Source organism: Planctomycetia bacterium (assembly GCA_021413845.1).
GTDB lineage: Bacteria > Planctomycetota > Planctomycetia > Pirellulales > PNKZ01 > PNKZ01.
The window spans coordinates 14141-35807 of sequence record JAIOPP010000006.1 but is presented as its reverse complement, the minus strand read 5'-3'; the positions used below and the strand labels follow the sequence as shown (position 1 = coordinate 35807).

Sequence of the window (21667 nt, the reverse complement as noted above, 5' to 3'; positions counted from 1 at the left end):
GATGCAATTCCATTGCCGGCGGCCGTCGCTCCGCTTCTGCCTGAAAACAACATCGCCTCGCCTATCGGAAACGATTTTCCGACGGACGAGGCGATGTTAGGAGCGGGATAACGGTAGACGATTCGTCGGCGAGCCGCGAGCCGTCGATTAGCCTAAGCGGTCTTCCCCTGCGACCTGGCGGAGGATTTTTCGCAGGGTGCCGCGCGACTCGACGCAGAGCCAACTCGTGTCCACGATGATCGGCGTCGACTCTCCTTTTCGCCACAGCTTGAGCTGCTGCATTTGCGGCGGCAACTCATCTTCATCGGTGACTTGCCACGAGCTGACTTGTTTCCAAGCGAGCTTGAAGCCGGCCCAGCGCGGGGTCAGCGCGACGCCTTGCGAGTCGACGATGAGTCGACCGGTAAAGTCGCGAAACGCGAGTGCCGCCATGACTGCCCCGGCAATCAGGCCGATGCCGCCGATGATGGCGAGATTCAAGGCGAGGCCCGGCGTGTTGGGAACTTCGGCTAAAAGGAATGCGCCGAGACCGCCGCTGACGCCGGCCCACAGCAGCTTCATCGAGCCTTGCTTAAACCGCTGCGGCAACATGCGGAAGGTTGCGGAAGTTCCGAGGACGGATTCGTCGCGATCGGAGAGGCCTGCGCGCGACGCAGGCTTTTCGAGTTCCGCGATGCCGCCGTGATCGGCCGAAAAATTCTTGCCGTTCACAAACGATTCCTGTTCAAAACGATCGTCGCCGGAACGTCCTTCCAAGCGGTTATAGTTCGACTTCGTCATACAAACGGTCTCCTAAATCACGGACCATTGGGTTTCGATTACGGGTTGCATTCAGAGACGGTACGGATCGGAAGTGCGGCTTCGATCCGAGAGCGCTCCAGGCACCTCGGATCGAAGTCCGCAGACTCGACGATTAGGCCGAAGATCGCATGAGCATCTTCGCGATCTCCATATAGACCGGGATGCCGATCGTGACGTTGTAGGAGAACGTCAGACCGAGCGAAGCGGCGAGCGGGAGCGTCGGGCTGGCTTCGGGGATCGCCATCCGTTGCACGGCCGGAAGAGCGATGTACGACGCCGCACCGCACAGCACGGCGAACAGCACATACGTTCCTTGTTCGAGCGGGTGACCGGAGAAGATGCCGTAAAAGTGGGCGACGATCATGCCGAAGGTGGCGAACACGTTCGGAGCGATTAGAGCGAACGCGACGAACTGCCAGCCGCCGGCCTTGAGGTCTTTCAGCTTGCGAGCGGCGGTCATGCCCATTTCCAACAAGAAGAGCGAGAGCATGCCTTGGAACAAGTTATTGAAGAGCATGTCGTTGGCCGCGATCACCTTCGCGCCTTGCAGCCGGCTGATGAAGCCGATGGCGATACCGGCGAACAAGAGATAGATGCCCGGATTGAGAAACACTTCGTGCAGGAGCTCGCCGCTGAAGAGCGGGGCTTTCTTGTCGCCCGGTTTGCCGTCCTTGGAATCGCCCGAGCGGAGGGCGATGTCGTCTTCGGCGTCGAGAGCTTGTTGGCGTTCCTTCTTCGACTGGGAAACTTCTTCATCGTCGGGCAGCGAGCCGCCGTGGTTGGCGCCGTTGCCCCGACCGCGACGGACGTCGTTGCCGCTGCCCGAGCCGTACTTCGTCGTCGAACCGGCGGCGACGAGTTCTTCGTCTTCCGCCAACACGACTTCGTCCAGCTCTTCGTCGAGAGCGGCGGGAAGCTTCGTGCCGTCGGCGCGGTTGAAGCGACTGAAACCTTCTTCGCCCGGCATGTTGCCGAGAGCGTCCATGCCGGAGTTACGCATCTTCGACACGATGAACAAGGCGACGAGACAGCCCGGGATTTCCATGATGGCGAGCATCACGGGCATGTAAGGAGCGAAAGCGATATTGGCGGCCGTCATCACGCCGAGGCAGGTGACGAACGTACCGGCCGAGTCGGAGCCGTAGTAGCCGGCGACCGTCGCGGCGTCGATCTTGCGGAGCTTCGTGAAGGCCCGCAACGAGGCGAAGGCGACGATGCCGATGATCAGGTTCGTGAAGAACCCGACGACCATGAAGCCGGCGGCTTGACCGTACATTTCCGGTTCCAAGCCGGCGAGCTCTTCTCCGCCGTGCCAGCCGATCGCGAGCAAGAGATAGATCGTGAGTCCTTGATAGAGCACCTTCGGGAACTCGAACTTCACCCTCAAAAGCGGAATCGCGAAGCCTGCATAGAAGAACAGCAGCAACGGCTTGAAGAGGTTGTGCGAAACGTTCGTGAGGAAGTCTTGTAGCATTGCGGCGTCCTTAAATGAGAAGCGACTACGAGCGTGTAAGCAGCTTTGAAACGCGATCTGGTATTCGATTCGATCGTGCCGAGCGTCGAACTCGGTACGACCGGAACAAAGCAGTCGACGTGCCAACGCCCGGGCGCTTACTTGTTCGTAATGCAGGCAATTAAATGTCCGTAATGAACGCTCGCCCGCGGTGGATCGACCGTGGCGAATGCACTTCGCGGGTGATTCCTGAAACCCTATGATTTACGGGTCGAAAACGCTCGACGGACTAAATGACGCGGCCTCTGTTAGTCGATTTCGCTGCGAAGGCCTTCTAAGACCCCCTCTTCTTTTCGAGGAAGAATCGATGACACTAAGAAAAGATTTTGGCCGCGCGCCGCGGCTAAGAGTTTGCCATCTCCCCCACTAACGAACGTGCCGAATCGCCGATGTGGAAATCGCGGATCACGCTGAAGATCGCCGCTCCGATGGTTGCGCTGAGCTTATTGCTCTTGGCGGTCGGCATCACGGCGGCTTGGCACGTGCAGCAGCAACAGTTCGAGAGCTCGGAACTCATTGCACGTGAAGTACACGGCATGATCGCCGCCGAAGAAATCTTCACGGCGATGCGCGAAATTCGTCGCGAGCTCGATTTGTTTCTTCGTTCCCGCGAAAGAAAGCATCTCGAAAACGTCGATATGTTTTTGCGCGACTCGCAGCCGTTGATCGAAGCCGCGAAAGATGCCGCGCGCACGCCGGAGGAGTCGGAGATGGTCAAGATCGTCGCCGACGGGTACGAACGCTTCAAGCGGGAATACGCTCTGCTTCGCGATGCGCCGGCGAATGCCGAAACCGAGCGTGCTTATGCCCATCTGGTCGACGAGGTGTTGACGAATACCGTGCTCGTGCCGGCTCGCGCTTGCATCAACTACGATAAACAAGTCGTCGACCGCACGACCGAAGCGAGCCGTGTGACGGCGCAATACGTGCGCACCGGGTTTCTGCTGCTCGGAATCACCGGCAGCATCGCCGGGCTGCTGGTCGGGGTCGGGCTGGCAAGGGCCGTGAATCGTTCGATCGTGCAATTGGAAGTCTCGGTGCGCGGCGTGGCCGGAAAGCTGAACGAAGTCAACGGGGCGGTCTTCATCTCGCGCTATAGCGACTTCGCCGGGGTCGAAACGAGCATCCGCCATGTCGAGCGCGAGATCACGCAAGTCGTCGAGCGCTTGCAGCAGCGTGAAACCGAACTGCTCCGCAGCGAGCAATTGGCGATCGTCGGGCAACTAGCCGCCGGTCTCGCACACGAACTACGCAACCCGCTCATGCCGATCAAGGTGCTCGTGCAATCGGCATTGTCGCGCGAAGGGGAGGCGCCGCTGAATCGTCGGCAATTGACGATCATCAACGAAGAGCTCATTCGCCTCGAAGAGTCGATTCAATCGTTTCTCGATTTCGCTCGCCCGCCCGAGCTATCGATGCGTCCGATCGATGTTGCCGAGGTGATCTACCAAGCGCTGGATCTGGTCTATCCGAAAGCCCATCAACACGACGTCGAGTTGCATTGCGTGGTGCCGAGTCGGCGCGTCACGGCGTCGGGCGATATGGCGCAACTCAAGCAACTACTCTTGAACTTGCTGCTCAATTCGCTCGACGAGATGCCCGACGGCGGCATGATTCAGATCGTGCTGGAAGCTCCGGACCCCGCGGAGCACCCTCCGACTTCCGACGCCATGCAGAATCTCGATTCGGAGCAAGACGCTCTGCGCGTCGCCGCCGATGCACCGACCGAAGAATTGCCGATGTTTCGCATTCGCCTGTTCGATACGGGTGCCGGCTTTCCCGACGAAATGTTGCCGCGCATCTTCGAGCCGTTCGTGACGTCGAAAGATACCGGCACCGGCCTCGGGCTGACGATCTGCCGCCAGATCGTCGCCGCGCATGGTGGCAAGATTTCGGCCCATAATCGCAGCCCGCGCGGCGCGGAGTTCGTCATCGAGATGCCGTTTTTACCTGTTTCGCAAGAAAGCCCGGCGAGCGGCGCGATGCTCGTCGCCGCGAATTGATTCCTTGTTCGTCCTCCGATTCATAACTCCCCGAAATTCTTCTTCGTCGCTTCGCTCATGATTCAAACGTTGCTTATCGTCGACGACGAACCGAACATCCGACTGAGCCTGCAAGAGAGCCTTGCCACGGACAAGCTCACGATCGTCACGGCTCCGAATGCGAAAGTCGGAATCGAGATGGTGAAGCTTCATCGTCCCGACGCCGTACTGCTCGACGTACGGCTGCCCGACATCTCGGGCCTCGATGCGTACGATCGGATTCGCGAGATCGATTCGCGCATTCCCGTGATTATGATGACGGCGTTCTCGAAGACCGATACGGCGATCGATGCGATGCGCCGCGGCGCGTTCGACTACTTGATCAAACCGGTCGATTTTCGTCAGTTGCAAGCGTCGTTGTCGAAGGCGCTGGAGATGAGCCGGTTGAGCCACGTTCCGGCGCGGCTGACCGAGGGAGAGGAAGACGTACCGCTCGATGCCGATCGGATCGTCGGCTTCGCACCCGCGATGCAAGAAGTTTACAAGACGATCGGTCGCGTGGCCTCGCAAGATGCGACGGTGTTGATCCTCGGCGAAAGCGGCACCGGCAAAGAGCTCGTCGCCCGCGCGATCTACCACTACAGCAGTCGTAATCAGAAGCCGTTTCTCGCGATCAATTGCGCGGCCCTCTCGGAGACGTTGCTGGAAAGCGAGTTGTTCGGTCACGAGCGCGGAGCGTTCACCGGAGCCGATCAACGGCGGATCGGCAAGTTCGAGCAAGTGAACGGCGGCACGATCTTTCTCGATGAAATCGGCGACATGAGCCCCGCGACGCAAGCCAAAGCACTAAGGCTTTTGCAACAGCAGCAGTTCGAGCGGGTCGGCGGCAACGTCACGATTCAGACCGACGTCCGGATCATCACGGCGACGAATTGCGACTTGGCGCAACTGGTCGAAGAAGGAAAATTCCGCCGCGACTTATTTTATCGCTTGAACGGCTTCACGATCAAACTTCCTCGCTTGCAAGATCGACGCGAAGATATTCCGGTCTTGGCCGAGCACTTTCTGAAGCGGTTCAATCGGGAGTTGAAGAAGCGAATCCGCGCGATCACGCTCGAAGCGCTGGAGTTGCTGCAGCGCCATTCGTGGCCCGGCAACATTCGCGAGTTGGAGAGCGCCGTCCGCTATGCGATGGTGCGCACGACCGGAGAGATCATCACTGCCGATTCGCTGCCCGACGTTTGTCGCGTCCGCGCGACGCCCGCGGCGGGCTCGACCTTCATTCTCGAAAGCGGCGTGAAAGACGGCGCGACCGAAATCGGAATGCCGCTCTCGCCCGGCAATCCGCTGCCGACGAACGCATCGTCGTCGTCCAACGGCAAGGTTTCGCAGGTCGAGCCGGCTTCCGCAAACGCCGCGGGTGTACATGGTCCGAATCACAACAGCGGCGACGTGCCGCTCGATCTCGCCGCGCTGACCCGGAACCTTCTGGCCGATGAATCGACGAACGTCTATCGCGAAGTCGGCAACAAGGTCGATCGGATCGTGTTGGAGATGGTGATGCGTTACGCCGAAGGAAATCAACAGCTCGCGGCCGAATATCTCGGTATTTCGCGCATGACGTTGCGAACGAAACTTCGCGCCCTCGGCATGCTCAGCGAACGCTCGGCGAATTAACTTCGCAGGCGAGCGCGAGCCATTCGGCCGTCAGCGCCGCGCCGAATTCGGGATCGTTGATGTGCAGCGGCAGTCGGACGATACGGCGCTCGGCCGTCGTCAGGAGTCGATGCTCAAGCTCGTCGAAGAGCGCCGCGTCGGCCGCGCGATCGTAAAACGCCATTCCTTCGGCATCGAGGGCCGAAAGCCCGCGCTCCGGGATCAAAATCGTCAGCGGCGCGGTCGAACGATTGAGCTTCGCCGCGATCCAACGAGCGATGGCGCGGCACTCTTCGGCCGTCGTGCGCATCAACGTGACTTGCGCATTGTGGACGTGCAACTTTCGCTCCGCGAACCGCTCGGGCACCGTTTCACGAGCGCCGAAGTTTACCATGTCGAGCGCGCCGAGACTCACGACATACGGCAAGCGCGCCGCCAAGATCGCATCGAACCGCTCGGGCCCACACGCGAGCACGCCGCCGACCACTTCATCGGCCACGGCGGTCGTCGTGGCGTCGATCACGCCGTCGATGAGTTGGGAGCGCACGAGGTTTTCCATGGCCCGATCGCCGGAACCGGTCGCATGAAAGACAAGACAGTCTTCGCCACGTGCCTCGAGCGAGCGGCGGATGCCGTCGACGCAAGTCGTCGTGACGCCGAACATCGTCATAGCAACGGTTCGAGATCGCCTCGTCGACGGCGTTTGCAGCGTGGTGGCCGGTGATGATGAAGAGTCGGCGAACTTCACCATGCCGGCGAGCGCGTGCGCGCCGTTCGCAAGAATACGTCGCGAGACGGAGTTCAAACCGGCGACGTCGACCACGGAGTAGAGCATGGCGAGATCGGTCGAGCCGACATAGGGGGCGACATTGCCCGAGGCCATCGTCGAGATGAGCAGCTTCGGCACGCCGATCGGGAGCGCACGCAGGGCCGGCGCGATGAGCGCGGTTCCGCCGCCGCCGAGCCCGATCGCTCCGGCAAGTCGACCGGCGGCATGTTCGGCGGTGAGATAGTTCGTCAAAGCGAGCGACATCGCCGACACCGCTGCGCCGCGATCGGCGAAGCCTAGTACCTGCTCGGAGACGCTCGCTGCGACGACTTCGCGCGGCACGCGCTTCATGTCGCCGGCGAGCAGCTCGAAGCCGATCGGTGGGCCATGCGTGCCGACATCGACCACGGCGACTTCGACTCCCGCGCGGCGCAAAAGCTCGGCCGTGTAAGCGAGCTCTTCCCCTTTCGTATCCATCGTCGCGATGGCGTAGACGTACGGCATAAGACGTCTAGGGGGTGATCGACGGCGAAATGAAACGGAGATAAACCAGCGCGTGAATCAGCGTGATTTGAGCGAGAGAGAGGAGCATTACGAGCGAGAAGTCGATCAACTGCGCCTCGAGGCCGCGACGTTGCGAATAGCTCGCGGCCGAACAGACGATGACGGAAACGGCGAGCGTGTTCAGCGGCGTAACGAAGCGGTAGCCGGAAAACGTCGCCGGCGCGGCATACTCGATCAAGAGCACGATCGAGGGGAGAAGTGCTCCGAGCCACCACAGGATTCGCATGGGGGGCGAAAAGCGCGGCGTCTTCACGGTGCGTCGCGAAGGTCGGTTCGGCGGTGAGACATCGCTGGTCATAGAAGACGCTTAGCTTAACAGCGCCGCGCCGGCCGAAGCTAGAGTGCCGGCCATCGACACTTTGCGCCCGCGAACCCGAAGAGCGAGAAGTGAGCGGTTTCGGCGATAATTTTCGTGATTTCGGAAAAACTTCGGGACCATGAAGGTCGGCCCTCCCTCTCTTTCGACGATCAATCGCCTCTCTTGATCCCCTTGAACTTTCGCGTAATTTCGACCAGCGGCTGTTCGACCGCCATCCGTTCCAAGCTCGAGGCCCCGACGAAGCCGACGGCGTCGGTGCGCCGCAGCACTTCCGCGGCATCGTCCGGTGTGGCGATCGGGCCGCCGTGGCAGAGATAGAAAATGTCGTCGCGCACGCTGCGCGCCGCATCGATCACGGCTTGCGTCCGCGCGACCGCATCGTCCAACGTACACGTCGCCCCGACGACTCCGATCGACCCGCCGATCGTCGTGCCGACGTGCGCGATGATCGCATCGGCACCTGCCTCGGCCATGGCGCGAGCTTCGTCCGGGGTCGACACATAGGTGATCGTGAACAGCTCCATCTTTCGTGCGAGCGCGATCATCTCGAACTCTTTGCGCACGCTCATGCCGGTCTCTTCTAAGATTTGACGGAAGTTGCCGTCGACGATGCAATGGGTAGGAAAATTGTTCACGCCCGAGAAGCCCATCGCTTTCACTTGCAAGAGCCAATGCCACATGCGCCGGCGCGGGTCGCTCCCATGCACGCCGCAAATGACGGGCACCTCTTCGACGACCGGCAGCACTTCGAACTCGCCGATTTCCATCGCCACGGCATTCGCATCGCCGTACGACATGAGGCCGGCGGTCGAGCCGTGGCCGGCCATCCGATAGCGGCCGGAGTTGTAAACGATGATGAGATCGGCCCCGCCCCGCTCGATGAACTTCGCCGAGATACCGGTTCCCGCTCCGGCGGCAATGAGCGGCTCTCCTCGATCCAGCGCGGCTTGCAGTCGGGCCCGCACTTCCTCGCGCGTGTAGGGGTTTCCTTTTCCGGTCCAAGGATTCGGCATCGCGATTCTCTATTTCTAAAATCTCAAACACGACGGAAAAACAAGCACGACAAGACGAACGGCCAACCACGATCTTATTTAAGCATTTGGTCGAGCCAGTCGTACGCCAGTTTGCGCGCGTCGGCCGGAAACGCATGCGGGCCCGGCGGGTAGTAGCCGCGGAGTTTGTCGCTCGCGGCGTAGAGGTCGTACACTTTTTGCGCGGCCTGCATCACGTCGCGCACGCCGGTGATGTCGAAGTCGGTGTCTCCTTCGGCGGCGCAGGCTAAGAACGGGCGCGGGGCGAACGCCGCGACGATTTCCGTATAGTCGAACGGCACGCGGGCCGCATCGTTGCCGAACTCGGTTTTGATGCGCGGCATGTAGACGGGGCCTGTCCAACTCGGCAGGTCGTCTTTGAGAAACGTGCAAAAGCCGCAACTGGAGACGATCGCCTTGAGGCGCGGCTCGAACACCGCCGTGAGCATCGCATTGTGTCCGCCGAGCGAATGGCCGATCGCGCCGATGCGCGTGGCATCCACTTCCGACAGAGTCTCCAGCAAGTCGACCGCGCGGACATTGTCCCAAACCGCTTTCATCGAGCCGGAAGCGTAGCCGTGTTGCGAACCGAAGTCGTACTTCGAATCGCCGAAGCTCGGGTAGTCGGGAGCGATCGTCACGTAGCCGCGCAGCGCGAGATCGAGAGCGTATTTGAGATCGGCGTTGCCCCCCAAGCCTGCCGGTTCGGCTTTGCCGGCTTTTGCGGTTTGATGTAAGCAAAGCATCGCGGGGCGCTTTGAGTTCGCCGCCGCTGCCGGAAGGAACAGATACGCCAAGACGCTGTCGGTCGCATCGCTGCCGTAGCGGATCTTGCGACGAATCAGTCCGCCGTCGAGCTTCGTTTCTTCCAGCACGACGACGTCGAGAGCGACACGCTTTGCCGGGTTCGGAAGCGGCCCCATCACCCGTTCGAGCGCGGCCCGGATATGCTTGCGCCGCTCCTCCCATTCGGCCGGCGTCTTCGCGACATGGCTCTTGCCGTCGGCGCTGCGGACATTCAGCAAATCAAAATGGTCTTGATACGTCGGTGCGGGCGTGGCGGGCTCGAAGCGGCCCACGGGGAATCCTTGCGCATACGAGATCACATACGCGCCGTCGGTCGTCGCGTAGCGGACTTCGTCCTTCCGCTCGAAGTCGGTTGCCCCTTTTCGTTCCAAGGCTTCGGCACCGGCAGGTTGCAGCCATTTACCGGCGACGCGCTCGGGGATCTTCGTCCGATCGCCTAGCGAATGGCCCGTCGACTTGAAGACCGTGCCGTCGACCATTTCTTTCGTGACCCAAACCGGCACGATGTCCAAGCCGGCGCGCTGCATATTGGCAACCATTTCGTAGCCGTCCGCGAGGCAGGTCTTGTCGTCGACTCCATGCACCGTGACGATCTTCGCCGTGGTGCCGAGCCGTTTCATTTCGGCCAGATGCGCGGGATGGCCGACGAAGCGGATTTCTTGCGCGCCGGGAGACAGATAACTAGGGCTCGCCGGATCGCGGCTCCAACGCGCGTCTAATCCGCCTGAGCCGGACAGTTTGTAGGCGATGGCATCGTTCAGCTTCTTCATGCCGCACATGTCGATCACGCAGGTGAACGTGCGCGGCGCCAGCTTGTTCGCCATCAGCGAGACGTTGCCCCCCCCCGATCCGCCGGTGGTGAAGATCCGGCCGCGCGCAAAGGGAGTGCCCGCGGCATCGAGCTCGTGAAACACAAGCCAGAGCGCACGGAGTGCGTCGAGCCCTTGGATCCAACCGAAGTCGTAAGCGCCGAGCGGCTCTTCTTTGCCGCTTTGCAAATAGCGGACGCTCAGCGCTACGACGTTGAATTGCTTCGCGATCACCGACGGACTCGCCGTGCCGTCGACGTCGAGACCGCCCCAGTTGTGCAAGACGAGAAAGATGCCCGTGCCGGGTCCGATGCTCGCGCGCGTGCCGTCGGGATAGTACACACCGACGCGCACTTCGCGCGCGCCGGGCTGCTGCGGCCATTCTTGTCCCGGGATCATGAGCGCGCCGTTTTTCTCCGGCAGCTTCGGCCAGTCTTGCGCCTCGGAAGGTCGGGGCGCAAACAGCACGAGCGTGAGCAAGAACGGGATGCCGCGATAGACTTCGATCGGGTTTCTAAGCATGATTAAGTAAGTATCGCGAGAGAAGGATTCGAATTCCGGAAAGACTTTCGACAAGCCGAGATTCTAGCCTGCATTTACGGACTAAGATATGTTCTCGCGGCGGTAGGGAGATTGTCGTGCGAGTGCCCCCAAGTATCCACCCGGGGCCGTGTTATTTCGAGGCGTCGTCCCCATGTCCTTGCTCCATGTTTCCGCGCCGGTTCGTCCGTTGCGGTTGTTTCTTTCCGTGTTGGCGCTCGTATTCATCGTCGAAGCGACGGTGATGTTGTCGTTGCCTTGGATCTTGCCGGCCGACAGCACGCCGCAACTGGAAGCGCTCGTCGACGCTTGCGGGCTCACGCTCGTGCTCGCGCCTCTCTTGTGGTGGCTGGTCATTCGGCCTTTACAGCGCCTCGCGGCTTTGCGATCGTTGCTGGTTTCGCAATTGCTCGCGGCGCAAGAAACCGAGCGCCGCCGCATGGCCCATGATCTCCACGACGGCCTCGGTCAGACGTTGACGACGCTGACCGTCGGGCTGCGAACTTTAGAGGAAGCACCTTCTCTGGAGACGGTGAAGATGTATGCCCGCGAGCTGCGCCGCATCGGCGGTGAAGCGCATGAAGAGATCCGTCGCTTGGCCCGCGGGCTAAGACCGGCCGTGCTCGACGATCTCGGCCTTGCCGCCGCGCTGGAACGATACGTTGCCGACTTCCGTACGGCGCATGGCGTGGATGCCTCGTTCACCTGCAATTGCCCGCTCGAGTCGCGATTGCCTGCCGAAGTGGAGACGACGCTCTACCGCATCGCCCAAGAAGCGACGATGAACGCCTTGCGGCATGGCCGAGCCGGCCGCATCGAGGTCGCGCTCGAGTGCGGCGCGAAGAGCGCGGAACTGCGCGTCGGCGACGACGGTCGTGGCTTCGATGCCGGCGAGGTCTTGCGACGACCGGCCGCTCAAGGGCCGTTCGGTTTGTTGAGCATGCGCGAGCGCGCGGAACAATTGCACGGGGAAGCGACGATCGTTTCGACCATCGGCGTAGGAACGCAGGTGAGCGTCGTCGTCCCGTTGAGAGATTCCAACCATGACTGAGTCATCGAAGCTCTCGACGTCGAAAAAAATCCGGGTCGTCGTCGCCGACGATCATGCGGTGCTGCGCTCCGGCCTGCGGCTGCTCATCAATACGCAGGCGGATATGGAAGTAGTGGGCGAGGCCGGCGGCTTCGGCGAGACGCAGCGCATCTGTCGTGAGCTGCGGCCGGATGTGTTGTCGCTCGATTTGAATATGCCCGACGGCCCCGCTGCGCCGACGATCGAAACGCTCGCGCGCGAGCTGCCCGGCATGAAGATTCTCGTCCTGACGATGCACGACGACGCGGCGTATCTCAAGTCATCACTGGCGGCGGGAGCGCACGGGTTCGTCGTCAAAAAATCGGCCGATACGGAGCTCTTGTCGGCGATTCGCGCGCTGGCGCAAGGCCGTGCGTTCATCGATCTCGAATCGATTACGAAAGCGGAGTCGAGTTCTGCGGCGGAGCCTGCGAGCGATTCCCTATTTGCCTCGTTGAGCGAGCGCGAACGGGAGGTTTTCCGGCAACTCGCACTCGGCCACACCAATCAAGCGATCGCCGATCGGCTTGTGCTCAGCGTGAAGACGGTCGAGTCGTATCGATCGCGGTTGATGACGAAGCTGGGTTGCCGAAGTCGGGCCGATCTAACGCGCCGCGCGATCGAGGCGGGCCTGTTGACGAGCGAACCTCGCGAAAACTAGATGAATCGCGACTCTCGATCGATTACACTTGCGCGCCCGGGCGACGTTCGCGTCGTCGGTTTCGTTCGCTCCCCAACGTTCATCGTTCTTGAGGATCGTCATCATGTCGACTCGTATGCACTGCGCGACGGTAGCGCTACTCGGCTGTTTCTTATGCTTGGCGCCGGCTCAGGCCGTTGAATTGGATGTTCCCGCGCCGAGCGCGACCGTGGTGCTGTTTCCGAACGGCGCTCCGCAAGAAAAGGGAGACATCGGGCCGGAAGCGGCGCAGCCGATGAAGCCGGGCGACAAGACGATTCGGCTCGGCAATGTGTCGAGCCCTGAGCTGGCGATCTACAAGCCGGCGGCCGACAAGGCGAACGGTGCGGCGGTCGTCATTTGTCCCGGCGGCGGCTACAACATTCTGGCTTACAACCTTGAGGGAACGGAAGTCGCCGAGTGGTTGAACACGATCGGCGTAACCGGCATCGTGCTGAAGTATCGCGTGCCCGGCCGGAAGGAGCGTGCGCGCCACGATGCGCCGCTCGAAGATGCGCAGCGGGCGATCGGCTTGGTGCGGCATCGGGCAAGCGAATGGGGGCTTGATCCGAACCGGATCGGCGTGCTCGGTTTCTCCGCCGGGGGCAACTTGGCAGCGCTCGCGAGTACGAACTACGAGAAGCGAACTTACGCTCCGATCGACGATGCCGATAAGGTGAGCTGCCGGCCCGACTTCAGCATCCTGATCTATCCGGCGTATCTCGTGAACAAAGAGAACGTCTTGCAGCCGGAGTTGCGCATCACGGAGAAGACGCCGCCGACGTTCATCGCGATGACGGAAGACGACGGAGTGCGGGTCGAAGGAGCGCTCTTCTATTACTTGGCTTTGAAGCAGGCCAAGGTGCAGGCCGAGATGCATCTCTACCCGACCGGCGGCCACGGCTACGGCTTGCGGCCGAAGAAAGAAAAAATCTCGACTTGGCCGGCGCGCGCCGGCGACTGGTTGGAATCGATCGGCGCACTGCAAGGCAAGTGACGCATAGGCGACACGTATTAGAGGTGCAGATTAGAGGTGCAGAGCGTGGCGATGCGTTGATTTAACGTTGCCGCCGCGGCCGGTTCGCGCCATTCCCCGGCTCGTCGAAGGCCGCGGGAGGACATTTGGGCCAACCAAAAAAAGTTGGTAATAATTGCTGGCTAGCAATGCCGGCCGAGGCTGTCAAATAGATTGCCCCAACAGTCCAGCCCTCAACGACTTAGGGCGAGACCGCTTACCGCTCATTCGAGGTGTACGGAGCGCTCACCAATCGCTAACACGTGTCGTCGCAAGCGGTTGGAGAGCATCGGAAGAATTTCATTGACGCCTCGTCGCGGATCAGTAAGATCGAGCCCCTGTCGCCTGTATGTTGTGGCCGAGAGGCTTTCGTCTACAATATATTGGTGTCGAATCGCCAATTTCGCCGAATGATACGGTGAAAACTAGTTTTCGCGGCCGACGCCTGCGAATGGATTCCAACAACGTCTTCCGGCTGCCGATACTACTTCCTGGCTTAGTGTATATTAGTACACGTGTCCGCGGTTAGGACGCCCCTCCTCTTTCGCATTCTTCAAGGATCTTTTCATGGCTGATGTTAGTGCCGGCGGCGTTGCGGAACGCGCCACCAAGAAGTCGCGCCGTCTTTCGACGGGCCTGATGGTCGAACCGGTCTTTTGCCCGACCGACGTGGAAAGTCCGTTCGACACGGTGCAGTGGGAAACCCGCACCGCGGCGATCAAAGGAGAGAGCGGCGAGGTGCTCTTCGAGCAGACCAATTGCGAAGTGCCGACCTTCTGGACGCAACTGGCGACGAACGTCGTCTGCAGCAAATACTACTACGGCGAAGTGAACACGCCGCAGCGCGAATACAGCGTGCGCCAACTCATCCATCGCGTTACGCGCACCATTTCCGACTGGGGCATCAAAGACGGCTACTTCGCGACCGCCGAAGACGGCGAGAAGTTCTATCGTGAGTTGTCGTGGCTCTGCCTGCATCAGCACGGCGCATTCAACTCGCCGGTGTGGTTCAACGTCGGTCTGTTTCATCAATACGGCGTGAAGGGGGCGGCTTGCAATTGGCATTGGGATGCCGAGACCGAGCAAGTGCGCGTTCCCGACAACCCGTATGAGTATCCGCAAGGCTCGGCCTGCTTCATTCAAGCCGTGCAAGACAACATGGAAGACATCATGGAGCTCGCCCGCAGCGAGGCCATGTTGTTTAAGTTCGGCTCCGGCACCGGCACCGATCTGTCGACGCTTCGCTCGCAGCGCGAGAAGCTGTCGGGCGGCGGCAAGCCGAGCGGCCCATTGTCGTTCATGCGGGTCTACGATCAGATCGCGGCCGTAGTGAAGAGCGGCGGCAAGACCCGTCGCGCCGCAAAAATGCAATCGCTCAAGATCTGGCATCCGGACATCCTCGAGTTCATCGAGTGCAAGGCGAAGGAAGAGCGTAAGGCGCGCACGCTGATCGCCGCCGGCTACGACTCTAACTTCAACGGCGAAGCCTACAGCTCGGTGATGTTCCAAAACGCGAACCTCTCGGTGCGCGTGACCGACGAATTCATGGACGCCGTCGTCAACGACAAGCCATGGACCACGCATTGGGTTACCGACGCGAAGATCCCCGGCCCGACCTATCCGGCTCGCGAATTGATGGGCAAGATGGCTGCCAACGCTTGGCAGTGCGGCGATCCGGGCGTGCAGTACGACACGACGATCAATAAGTGGCACACCTGCCCGAACTCGGGCCGGATCAACGCCAGCAATCCGTGCTCGGAATACATGTTCCTCGACAACACGGCTTGCAACTTGGCGAGCATCAACCTGATGAAGTTCCGCGAGGCCGACGGCACGTTCGACGCCGAACGCTTCCGCAACGCTTGCCGGTTGTTCTTCGTGGCGCAAGAAATTCTCGTCGACCACGCGAGCTACCCGACGAAGCTCATCGCGGCCAATAGCCACAAGTTCCGCCCGCTCGGCCTCGGCTATTCGAACCTCGGCAGCTTGATCATGTCGAGCGGTTTGTCGTACGACTCGGATGCCGCTCGCGGCCTCTGCGGCTCGATCACGGCTCTCTTGCACGGCACGGCGAATCTGACGAGCGCCGAACTTGCCGCGGCGGTCGGTCCGTTCGATGGCTTTGCTCAGAACCGCGAGCCGATGCTCAACGTGATGAAGATGCACCGCGAAGAAGCCGACAAGATCGACCAAGCTTGTCCGGAATATCTACGCGAAGCGGCGCGCGACATTTGGGACGAAGTGCTTGCGGCCGGCCGTGTGCATGGCTTCCGCAACGCCCAGGCGACGGTGCTCGCCCCGACCGGCACGATCAGCTTCCTCATGGATTGCGATACGACCGGCATCGAACCGGACATCGCGTTGGTGAAGTACAAGCAACTCGCCGGCGGCGGGATGCTCAAGATCGTCAACAACACGGTTCCCGCGGCGCTTCGCAAGCTCGGCTACGATCAGCCCAACATCGAATCGATCTTGGCGTATATCGACAAGAACGACACGATCGAAGGCGCGCCGGGCATCAAGAACGACGATCTCGGAGTGTTCGATTGTGCGTTTACTCCGCGCAATGGAACTCGCTCGATCGCGTGGCCGGCCCATATCAAAATGATGGCCGCCGCCCAACCGTTCCTTTCGGGTGCGATCTCGAAGACCGTGAATATGCCGCGTGAGACCACTCCGGAAGACGTTGCTTTGGCCTACGTCGAAGGTTGGCAACTCGGCTTGAAGGCCTTGGCGATTTATCGCGACGGCTCGAAGGAAAGCCAGCCGCTCAACACGAGCAGCGAAGAGAGCAAGACGGCCGACAAGGCCGCGAAGTCGGCCGGTCCGCGGCGACGTCGCTTGCCCGACACGCGTCAATCGGTGACGCACAAGTTCAGCGTCTCCGGTCATGAAGGCTATCTGACCGTCGGCCTCTATGAAGACGGCCATCCGGGCGAACTCTTCATCACGATGGCGAAGGAAGGAAGCACGGTCGGCGGGTTGATGGACTGCCTCGGCACCGCGATCTCGATGGGCCTGCAATACGGCGTGCCGCTCGAAGCCTATGTGAACAAGTTCTCGCACATGCGGTTCGAGCCGATGGGGAACACGAAGAACCCCGACATCAAGATCGCCAAGAGCGTGATCGACTACATCGTCCGCTGGATGGGGATCACCTTCTTGCCGGGCTATCGCGAGGCGACCGTCGGCGACTCCGGCGGAAAGCCGGCGGCTGCCAAAGGAGATGATGCCTCGGGGCAGCTGAAGCCCGCCGCCAAGAAGGCCGGCGGGTCGATGAGCGGGGCAGGAACGCCTAAGCCCGCAACCACCACGACGCCGTCGCTCATCACGACTGCGTTGAACGGGAATGGAAACGGCAACGCACATGGTTCGTATACCAACGGCATCAGCTCCGGGGGAGCGACGAGCCCTGTTGCGAAGGCCGCTACCAAATCGGACGCGGGAAAATCGGATTCGGCAAAGCCCGACTCGAACGGCAAGAGCGAAGACACGCTGCTGGCTCGAGCCGGCGTCGCACCGAAGTACGACTTGAGTGCGCTCGTAGTGCCGGGCAACCTCACGGTACGGAGCGAACAGTTCGCGTCGTTCCAATCGGACGCCCCGAGTTGCGACAACTGCGGCTCGATCACCGTGCGAGCCGGCAACTGCTACCTCTGTCACAACTGCGGAGCCAGCATGGGCTGCTCGTAGTCGAATGAAGATGTAGCGATGATGCCGTTAAGCGTTTCCGAACGACAGGCGACGAAACGTACGGCAGCAAGGTGCAATGAGCGACGGGCGGCGGATCTTACGAGGTCCGCCGTCCGTTGGCGTTTATGTGCCGTGCCTGTCGCTCGATTGGATCGAAAGCTGCGCTCGTCGCAGAATTCAACGGCAAAACCTGCGAAGCAGGCAGCCGTTGAATTAACCCCAGCGGTATGCGATACTCCAAATTCTCCGTTTTGAGAACGCGGCAAGTAAAACGCCGCACGAAATCGGCAGCCGCTGCCGAAAGCGAAACGGAAAGAAGAGAATCGGGGCGTGGCGCAGACTGGCTAGCGCGCTTGGATGGGGTCCAAGAGGTCGCAGGTTCAAATCCTGTCGCCCCGACTGACATTTCCTAACGACTGTTCCTCTCGATCGGATCTCAAGGGTGTGAAAGGAGTTCTGTTCCTTTCGCACCGACGGCAAACGCTGCCGTCTTCTGTTCGTTCAAGGCTCGTCGGCCCGTCGGTCCTTCATAGATTTTGACCGGCGGGATTTCGCTTCCAAACGTGATCGCTCCGCTGTGGACCCGATTTAAGGTCCGCTTGCCTTGCGCTACTTTGTGAAAGTCTAGGAATACGTACGCGTTAACGAAGCGGATCGCCGTCGCTGCATCCGCCAAGTTCGTCGGATCCTCAATCAATTCCGGTAGCCGGTCAAGAGCACCCCGCGCAGCGTTCACCTCCGCCTGAATATCTTGCTTCGGCGTGTTCGAAAGTCGCAGCTCTTGGACCTCTCGCTCCAACCGCGCCTCACGCAGTTTGAACTCGTCGAAGGTCTGGGTAATCACCTTCATAAGCTCGTTCGTCTCGGCGAGCGCCAAGTTGCGCCCGACTTTGAAGAGATCACGGCGGACCTCACGCAACTCCTCTTCCTTCGCGGCGAGCTTGGTGACATCGACGGAAACCGTGCTTTCCTCCGTTGCCAACTCAAGCAATCGCGCCTCGTATTTTTCCATCGCGCTAGGCGAACAGATCTTTTGCCGTAGGGCATCGATGACGATCTTCACGAGCGTCGGCCCGTCCGCTTGATTGTGTTCGCACTTCGCCCCGTGACTTTGCATATAGCATCCGCACGAGTACTTGAACGACTCCGGAGCCTTCGGCACCCGATACATCGGCCAACAGCATTTCAGGTCAACGACCCGGCAACCGAGCGGGTTTCGGTCAGGATCGCGGGAGCGTGCCTTGCCCCGTTGAGTGCCGCCCCGTTCCGATAAAATCTTCACAATGTTTACGTGCTCGTCGGGGTCGACCAACGGTTGAAAGTTTGCTTCGGCAAGTTGATGAAGCCCTGCGTCGTTTCGAATAACCTTCGGCTTGTCGTCATCACGGTAGTCCTCGGCCGTCAAAGCCCGCGGGCCGGCGACATCGAAGCGTAGTTGATCTCCCATCGAACGGCGACCATAGGTCACCACCGCTCGAAGCAGAGAATTCTCTGCGATATTCTTGATCGTATTCCCATGCCACACGCCGCTCGTTTTGTGCGTAACGCCGTTATCCGTGCGGGTGCGGCCCTCATCGGGTGTCGAAATTCCCTCCTTGGTGAACAACTTCGCGATACGAGTTGCGGGCATCTCTTTGATGAGCTCCAAGATCCGGTAGATCACTCGCATTTCCGGGTGATCGTTTGGAACCGGTAGCCAGACGACGTGATGACCTGCCATCCGAACTCGCTCTCCTTCAACCAATTCGCGCACGGCAGTGCCGTCGATCTTCACGAGCCAACGGCGAAAGCCGTAAGGCGGGCGCCCGCCGGTCGTAAATCCCGCTTGGGCCAGCGTCAGTTGGGCGAGAAGAATCTTCTGTGCCAGCTCACGGCGATCGTTACCGGCGCGATCGTAGTCGATCGCCGACATGAGGATGTCGGATAGGGAATCGCGATGCCCTAACTGACGGGGCGGTAGAACCTTGTCCATGAAGACCAAAGACACGCCGAGCATGCGCAGGCTCGTTTCAAGCAGCATTCCTTCAGCCGCATGATCGGGGCGCGCCAGCCGATCACGGCGCGGGATGTAGACGTGCGTGACTTCCGGGTCCGTCTCGATGCGTTTAATCAATGCACTGAGCGCGTCTCGCGTCAGTTGATTTCCCTTCACGTCATAGTCGAGGAACAGATCGCCGCTTGTCGAGCGACCTGAACCGATCATCCCTTCGATCGCGGTTGCCGTTCCGTCAAACGCCAGACCTTCTTTTGCGGCGTATGATGCGGCGAGCCCGACATACTGCCCGGGCGTCGTCTCATGCTTTCCGCCTGAGTCGCGGGTGTAGAACAGCAAGCGACCTTTTTTCGGTCGTCGTACCTTAGTCATTGAATTTCCTGCGAGCTTGAGACACCGCCGCGATGGCGAAGTTTCCATGTAAGTTGCGCGACCGCTTCGACGAGCGTGTCTTCGTCGAGGTCGCCGAGATGAATGTCGGCCTCCAGCGAGCTCGATGCAAAACGGCTGAATCCGTCGAGCCAGAACTGCGCGAGTTTGCGCGAGAGAATCGCCGACTTAAGATCGAGAAATTGGAGGGGTTCGCGCTCAACGCGCTCGAGCAATTCCTCGCCTGCGGCCTCGGACGTCGGGAAATCGGGCGGCAAGAAGGGACGTAATCCCTGGAGTTCCCAGACAATCAGTTGTGCCACAGCACCAAGCTCGAAAACAAATCCGGCCGGAAGTCCCTGAACATCACAGACCATTCCGCGAGTCTGTGCAGCTGCGGCAATCGCAAGAAGCGATTCGCCGCAGAGTAACGTGCTCCGCTCGGCGAATCGAAATGCCGAGCTCCGGACGTCGAGGTCGACTCCAAGCGTGTCGTCGTATTGTTCGGTATTCGTTGCCATCCTTGGCCCCGCGTCGAAGTAGGTGTGCCACGCATTTCTTGCGGCCAAGGATGCTAAAACGCTTTTAAGTTGCAAGCAATACCAGTATTGCCGGCTTTTTTCTTCGATAACCTTGCAACCCCGCGGATGCTAGCTATGCCTCACAGTTGATATGACGCGATTTGTCAGGGAATTAAGGCCGTGGTCCTGAACTGCGGTCAGGGCAATACTTCATAGCAAACACTATAACCCTAAACTACGATATAAAGAACAAGCCGAAAAGACCTGCCCCCGTCAAACAAGTCCGGCCTCACGATGATAAACTTGCGGTCCTTACTCGATGTCGAATGGCTTCCGGGTCACGCACCCAACCTCAACCCGGTCGAAGCGCTTTGGAGCCATGCCAAGTACTCGAAGCTCGCCAACTTCGTCCCCGCCGACTTCGACCGACTCCACGACGCCGTCGTCGAAGCCCTCGATGAGATCCACTTCCGGACTTCTTTATTGCCGTCCTTCGTTCAGACCGCGAAGCTCTCATTACCAATGGGTCATTCGCCGCGCAGGGGAGAGTAAGCAGCGTTCGCGCTATGCGTCTTTCCATTTGACGCAGCGTGGACTCCTGCTCCCCGAGCCACCTCCTTGCTGTCGGCGCCTACTTGACCGGGATCCCGCAGAAGTCGGCAGCGGTGGCAAGCTTTGACACCTTTTCCGAAATTAATGACGTGGCCAACGTCTAAGTTGAGTTCGTCGTCTTCGGGCGATTTTTTCGATGCGCGGGAGGCGGTTGCTCGCTGGCAAGCAGACTATCAAAAAGTTGCTTCCAGTTTCAAAGTAGTTATGATCAGAGGCACTCAATTAGGGGGGACTAGCTACGATGCCGGAAATCGACGCAATCGCTCGGGCCTTCCAAGCGGCCTTTCGCGACTATTGCAGCCGGTCCGGCGTTAGTACTGTTGCATTTTGGCGGCTCGGTTTAGCAGAACTGCCTATTCATAATGCCCAAGCGCTGCGTAACGAGTTAGAAGCGTCAATTCTCGCCGGTGGCTTCGACGAGCGCCACGTACCGGCGTTCCTATTATTAATTCAAACTCAGGCCGCCGGCCACAGCTATCGGCTTTGGGAAGACACTGTCATTCCGTTGCTCGCCGGAATGGGTCCGGACAGGCTCAACAGGCAATTCGCGTTTCGTCAACGATTTGCCGGAGAGCTACCAATCCGTGCCGCTTTGCGCGGCTGGTTAGATCGATATAGCAGATCGAGTTGCTACACGCAGGAGGGACACCACTTCTGGTTTGTGCGAGCGGTTATTGGAGAATGTGCACTTGTTTGGATTTCGAGTGAGTTCACAGAACAGTTCTTAGACGGGATGTTCAGTGATTGGGCCCGAACTACCGATCCGCGAGATCTCGCTCAGCGACGTTTTGATTCGCTTCTCCAAGCATTTCGGACTAGTAAAACTGTTAGTCAAGAAGAACTTGGCTCTATCAATGCCCTGAGGGAATGTCTTGTTGAGGCAGGGATTCGACTGGCTGTCCTTGCAAAGTTAATTCGCGGCCAA

Annotated in this window: 15 protein-coding genes and 1 tRNA gene; 7 read left to right on the top strand and 9 right to left on the bottom strand. The window is 60.1% G+C overall.

Annotated features, from left to right (window positions below):
* Positions 1-147 precede the first annotated feature (147 nt).
* Both K8U03_00715 and K8U03_00710 read right to left on the bottom strand, forming a co-directional pair.
* A complete protein-coding gene (locus tag K8U03_00715) occupies positions 148-780 on the bottom strand; it encodes a hypothetical protein (protein MCE9603405.1) in 633 nt (210 codons plus the stop codon).
* A gap of 133 nt (positions 781-913) precedes the next feature.
* Positions 914-2275 (bottom strand): sodium-dependent bicarbonate transport family permease, encoded by a 1362-nt coding sequence (locus K8U03_00710; GenBank protein MCE9603404.1) that lies wholly within the window; start codon positions 2273-2275, stop codon positions 914-916.
* Between the two features lie 428 nt (positions 2276-2703).
* Here K8U03_00710 and K8U03_00705 point away from each other — a divergent pair, with 428 nt between their 5' ends.
* Together K8U03_00705 and K8U03_00700 are read left to right on the top strand one after the other, a co-directional pair.
* Positions 2704-4317 carry a hypothetical protein gene (locus tag K8U03_00705; protein MCE9603403.1) on the top strand — a complete coding sequence of 538 codons (1614 nt, stop codon included), beginning with the start codon at positions 2704-2706 and terminating at the stop codon, positions 4315-4317.
* Between the two features lie 57 nt (positions 4318-4374).
* A complete protein-coding gene (locus K8U03_00700) occupies positions 4375-5973 on the top strand; it encodes a sigma-54 dependent transcriptional regulator (protein ID MCE9603402.1) in 1599 nt (532 codons plus the stop codon).
* Here K8U03_00700 and K8U03_00695 read toward each other — a convergent pair.
* The 4 genes from K8U03_00695 to K8U03_00680 all read right to left on the bottom strand — a co-directional run bounded on the left by K8U03_00695 (position 5951) and on the right by K8U03_00680 (position 10773).
* The gene (locus tag K8U03_00695) at positions 5951-7225 is read right to left on the bottom strand and encodes a Tm-1-like ATP-binding domain-containing protein (protein ID MCE9603401.1); all 1275 of its coding nucleotides are present in this window, start codon (positions 7223-7225) and stop codon (positions 5951-5953) included. The two genes, K8U03_00700 and K8U03_00695, sit on opposite strands and share 23 nt — an antisense overlap.
* 7 nt (positions 7226-7232) lie before the next feature.
* Positions 7233-7511 carry a hypothetical protein gene (locus tag K8U03_00690; GenBank protein MCE9603400.1) on the bottom strand — a complete coding sequence of 93 codons (279 nt, stop codon included), beginning with the start codon at positions 7509-7511 and terminating at the stop codon, positions 7233-7235.
* 242 nt (positions 7512-7753) lie between these two features.
* Positions 7754-8617 carry a phosphoenolpyruvate hydrolase family protein gene (locus K8U03_00685; GenBank protein ID MCE9603399.1) on the bottom strand — a complete coding sequence of 288 codons (864 nt, stop codon included), beginning with the start codon at positions 8615-8617 and terminating at the stop codon, positions 7754-7756.
* Between the two features lie 74 nt (positions 8618-8691).
* A complete protein-coding gene (locus K8U03_00680) occupies positions 8692-10773 on the bottom strand; it encodes a DUF2920 family protein (protein ID MCE9603398.1) in 2082 nt (693 codons plus the stop codon).
* Between the two features lie 172 nt (positions 10774-10945).
* Between K8U03_00680 and K8U03_00675 the strand changes: the two genes are divergently transcribed.
* The 5 genes from K8U03_00675 to K8U03_00655 all read left to right on the top strand — a co-directional run bounded on the left by K8U03_00675 (position 10946) and on the right by K8U03_00655 (position 17646).
* The gene (locus tag K8U03_00675; GenBank protein ID MCE9603397.1) at positions 10946-11842 is read left to right on the top strand and encodes a sensor histidine kinase; all 897 of its coding nucleotides are present in this window, start codon (positions 10946-10948) and stop codon (positions 11840-11842) included.
* On the top strand, positions 11835-12521 hold the full coding sequence (locus K8U03_00670) for a response regulator transcription factor (GenBank protein ID MCE9603396.1): 687 nt from the start codon (positions 11835-11837) through the stop codon (positions 12519-12521). The genes K8U03_00675 and K8U03_00670 overlap by 8 nt, the downstream gene beginning before the upstream one ends.
* A 115-nt stretch (positions 12522-12636) precedes the next feature.
* Positions 12637-13536, top strand: a complete 900-nt coding sequence (locus tag K8U03_00665; GenBank protein ID MCE9603395.1) for an alpha/beta hydrolase — start codon at positions 12637-12639, stop codon at positions 13534-13536.
* Positions 13537-14121: 585 nt separating this feature from the next.
* A complete protein-coding gene (locus K8U03_00660) occupies positions 14122-17247 on the top strand; it encodes a vitamin B12-dependent ribonucleotide reductase (protein ID MCE9603394.1) in 3126 nt (1041 codons plus the stop codon).
* A 324-nt stretch (positions 17248-17571) separates the two neighbouring features.
* Positions 17572-17646 (top strand) — tRNA-Pro (locus tag K8U03_00655).
* Positions 17647-17683: 37 nt separating this feature from the next.
* Here the strand turns inward: K8U03_00655 and K8U03_00650 are convergent.
* The 3 genes from K8U03_00650 to K8U03_00640 all read right to left on the bottom strand — a co-directional run bounded on the left by K8U03_00650 (position 17684) and on the right by K8U03_00640 (position 20598).
* On the bottom strand, positions 17684-19612 hold the full coding sequence (locus tag K8U03_00650; protein ID MCE9603393.1) for a hypothetical protein: 1929 nt from the start codon (positions 19610-19612) through the stop codon (positions 17684-17686).
* Positions 19609-19932: a hypothetical protein gene (locus tag K8U03_00645; GenBank protein ID MCE9603392.1), complete on the bottom strand. Its 324-nt coding sequence runs from the start codon at positions 19930-19932 to the stop codon at positions 19609-19611. Before K8U03_00645 ends, K8U03_00650 begins: the two co-directional genes overlap by 4 nt.
* A gap of 510 nt (positions 19933-20442) precedes the next feature.
* Positions 20443-20598 (bottom strand): hypothetical protein, encoded by a 156-nt coding sequence (locus K8U03_00640; GenBank protein MCE9603391.1) that lies wholly within the window; start codon positions 20596-20598, stop codon positions 20443-20445.
* Positions 20599-21667: the final 1069 nt, after the last annotated feature.

Excerpts from the sequence above, each read along its gene's own strand:
- K8U03_00680 (MCE9603398.1), bottom strand. The coding sequence starts at position 10,773 with ATGCTTAGAAACCCGATCGAAGTCTATCGCGGCATCCCGTTCTTGCTC.
- K8U03_00675 (MCE9603397.1), top strand. The coding sequence starts at position 10,946 with ATGTCCTTGCTCCATGTTTCCGCGCCGGTTCGTCCGTTGCGGTTGTTT.
- K8U03_00665 (MCE9603395.1), top strand. The coding sequence starts at position 12,637 with ATGCACTGCGCGACGGTAGCGCTACTCGGCTGTTTCTTATGCTTGGCG.
- K8U03_00690 (MCE9603400.1), bottom strand. The coding sequence starts at position 7,511 with ATGCGAATCCTGTGGTGGCTCGGAGCACTTCTCCCCTCGATCGTGCTC.
- K8U03_00705 (MCE9603403.1), top strand. The coding sequence starts at position 2,704 with ATGTGGAAATCGCGGATCACGCTGAAGATCGCCGCTCCGATGGTTGCG.
- K8U03_00695 (MCE9603401.1), bottom strand. The coding sequence starts at position 7,225 with ATGCCGTACGTCTACGCCATCGCGACGATGGATACGAAAGGGGAAGAG.
- K8U03_00700 (MCE9603402.1), top strand. The coding sequence starts at position 4,375 with ATGATTCAAACGTTGCTTATCGTCGACGACGAACCGAACATCCGACTG.
- K8U03_00670 (MCE9603396.1), top strand. The coding sequence starts at position 11,835 with ATGACTGAGTCATCGAAGCTCTCGACGTCGAAAAAAATCCGGGTCGTC.
- K8U03_00650 (MCE9603393.1), bottom strand. The coding sequence starts at position 19,612 with ATGACTAAGGTACGACGACCGAAAAAAGGTCGCTTGCTGTTCTACACC.
- K8U03_00685 (MCE9603399.1), bottom strand. The coding sequence starts at position 8,617 with ATGCCGAATCCTTGGACCGGAAAAGGAAACCCCTACACGCGCGAGGAA.
- K8U03_00710 (MCE9603404.1), bottom strand. The coding sequence starts at position 2,275 with ATGCTACAAGACTTCCTCACGAACGTTTCGCACAACCTCTTCAAGCCG.
- K8U03_00660 (MCE9603394.1), top strand. The coding sequence starts at position 14,122 with ATGGCTGATGTTAGTGCCGGCGGCGTTGCGGAACGCGCCACCAAGAAG.
- K8U03_00715 (MCE9603405.1), bottom strand. The coding sequence starts at position 780 with ATGACGAAGTCGAACTATAACCGCTTGGAAGGACGTTCCGGCGACGAT.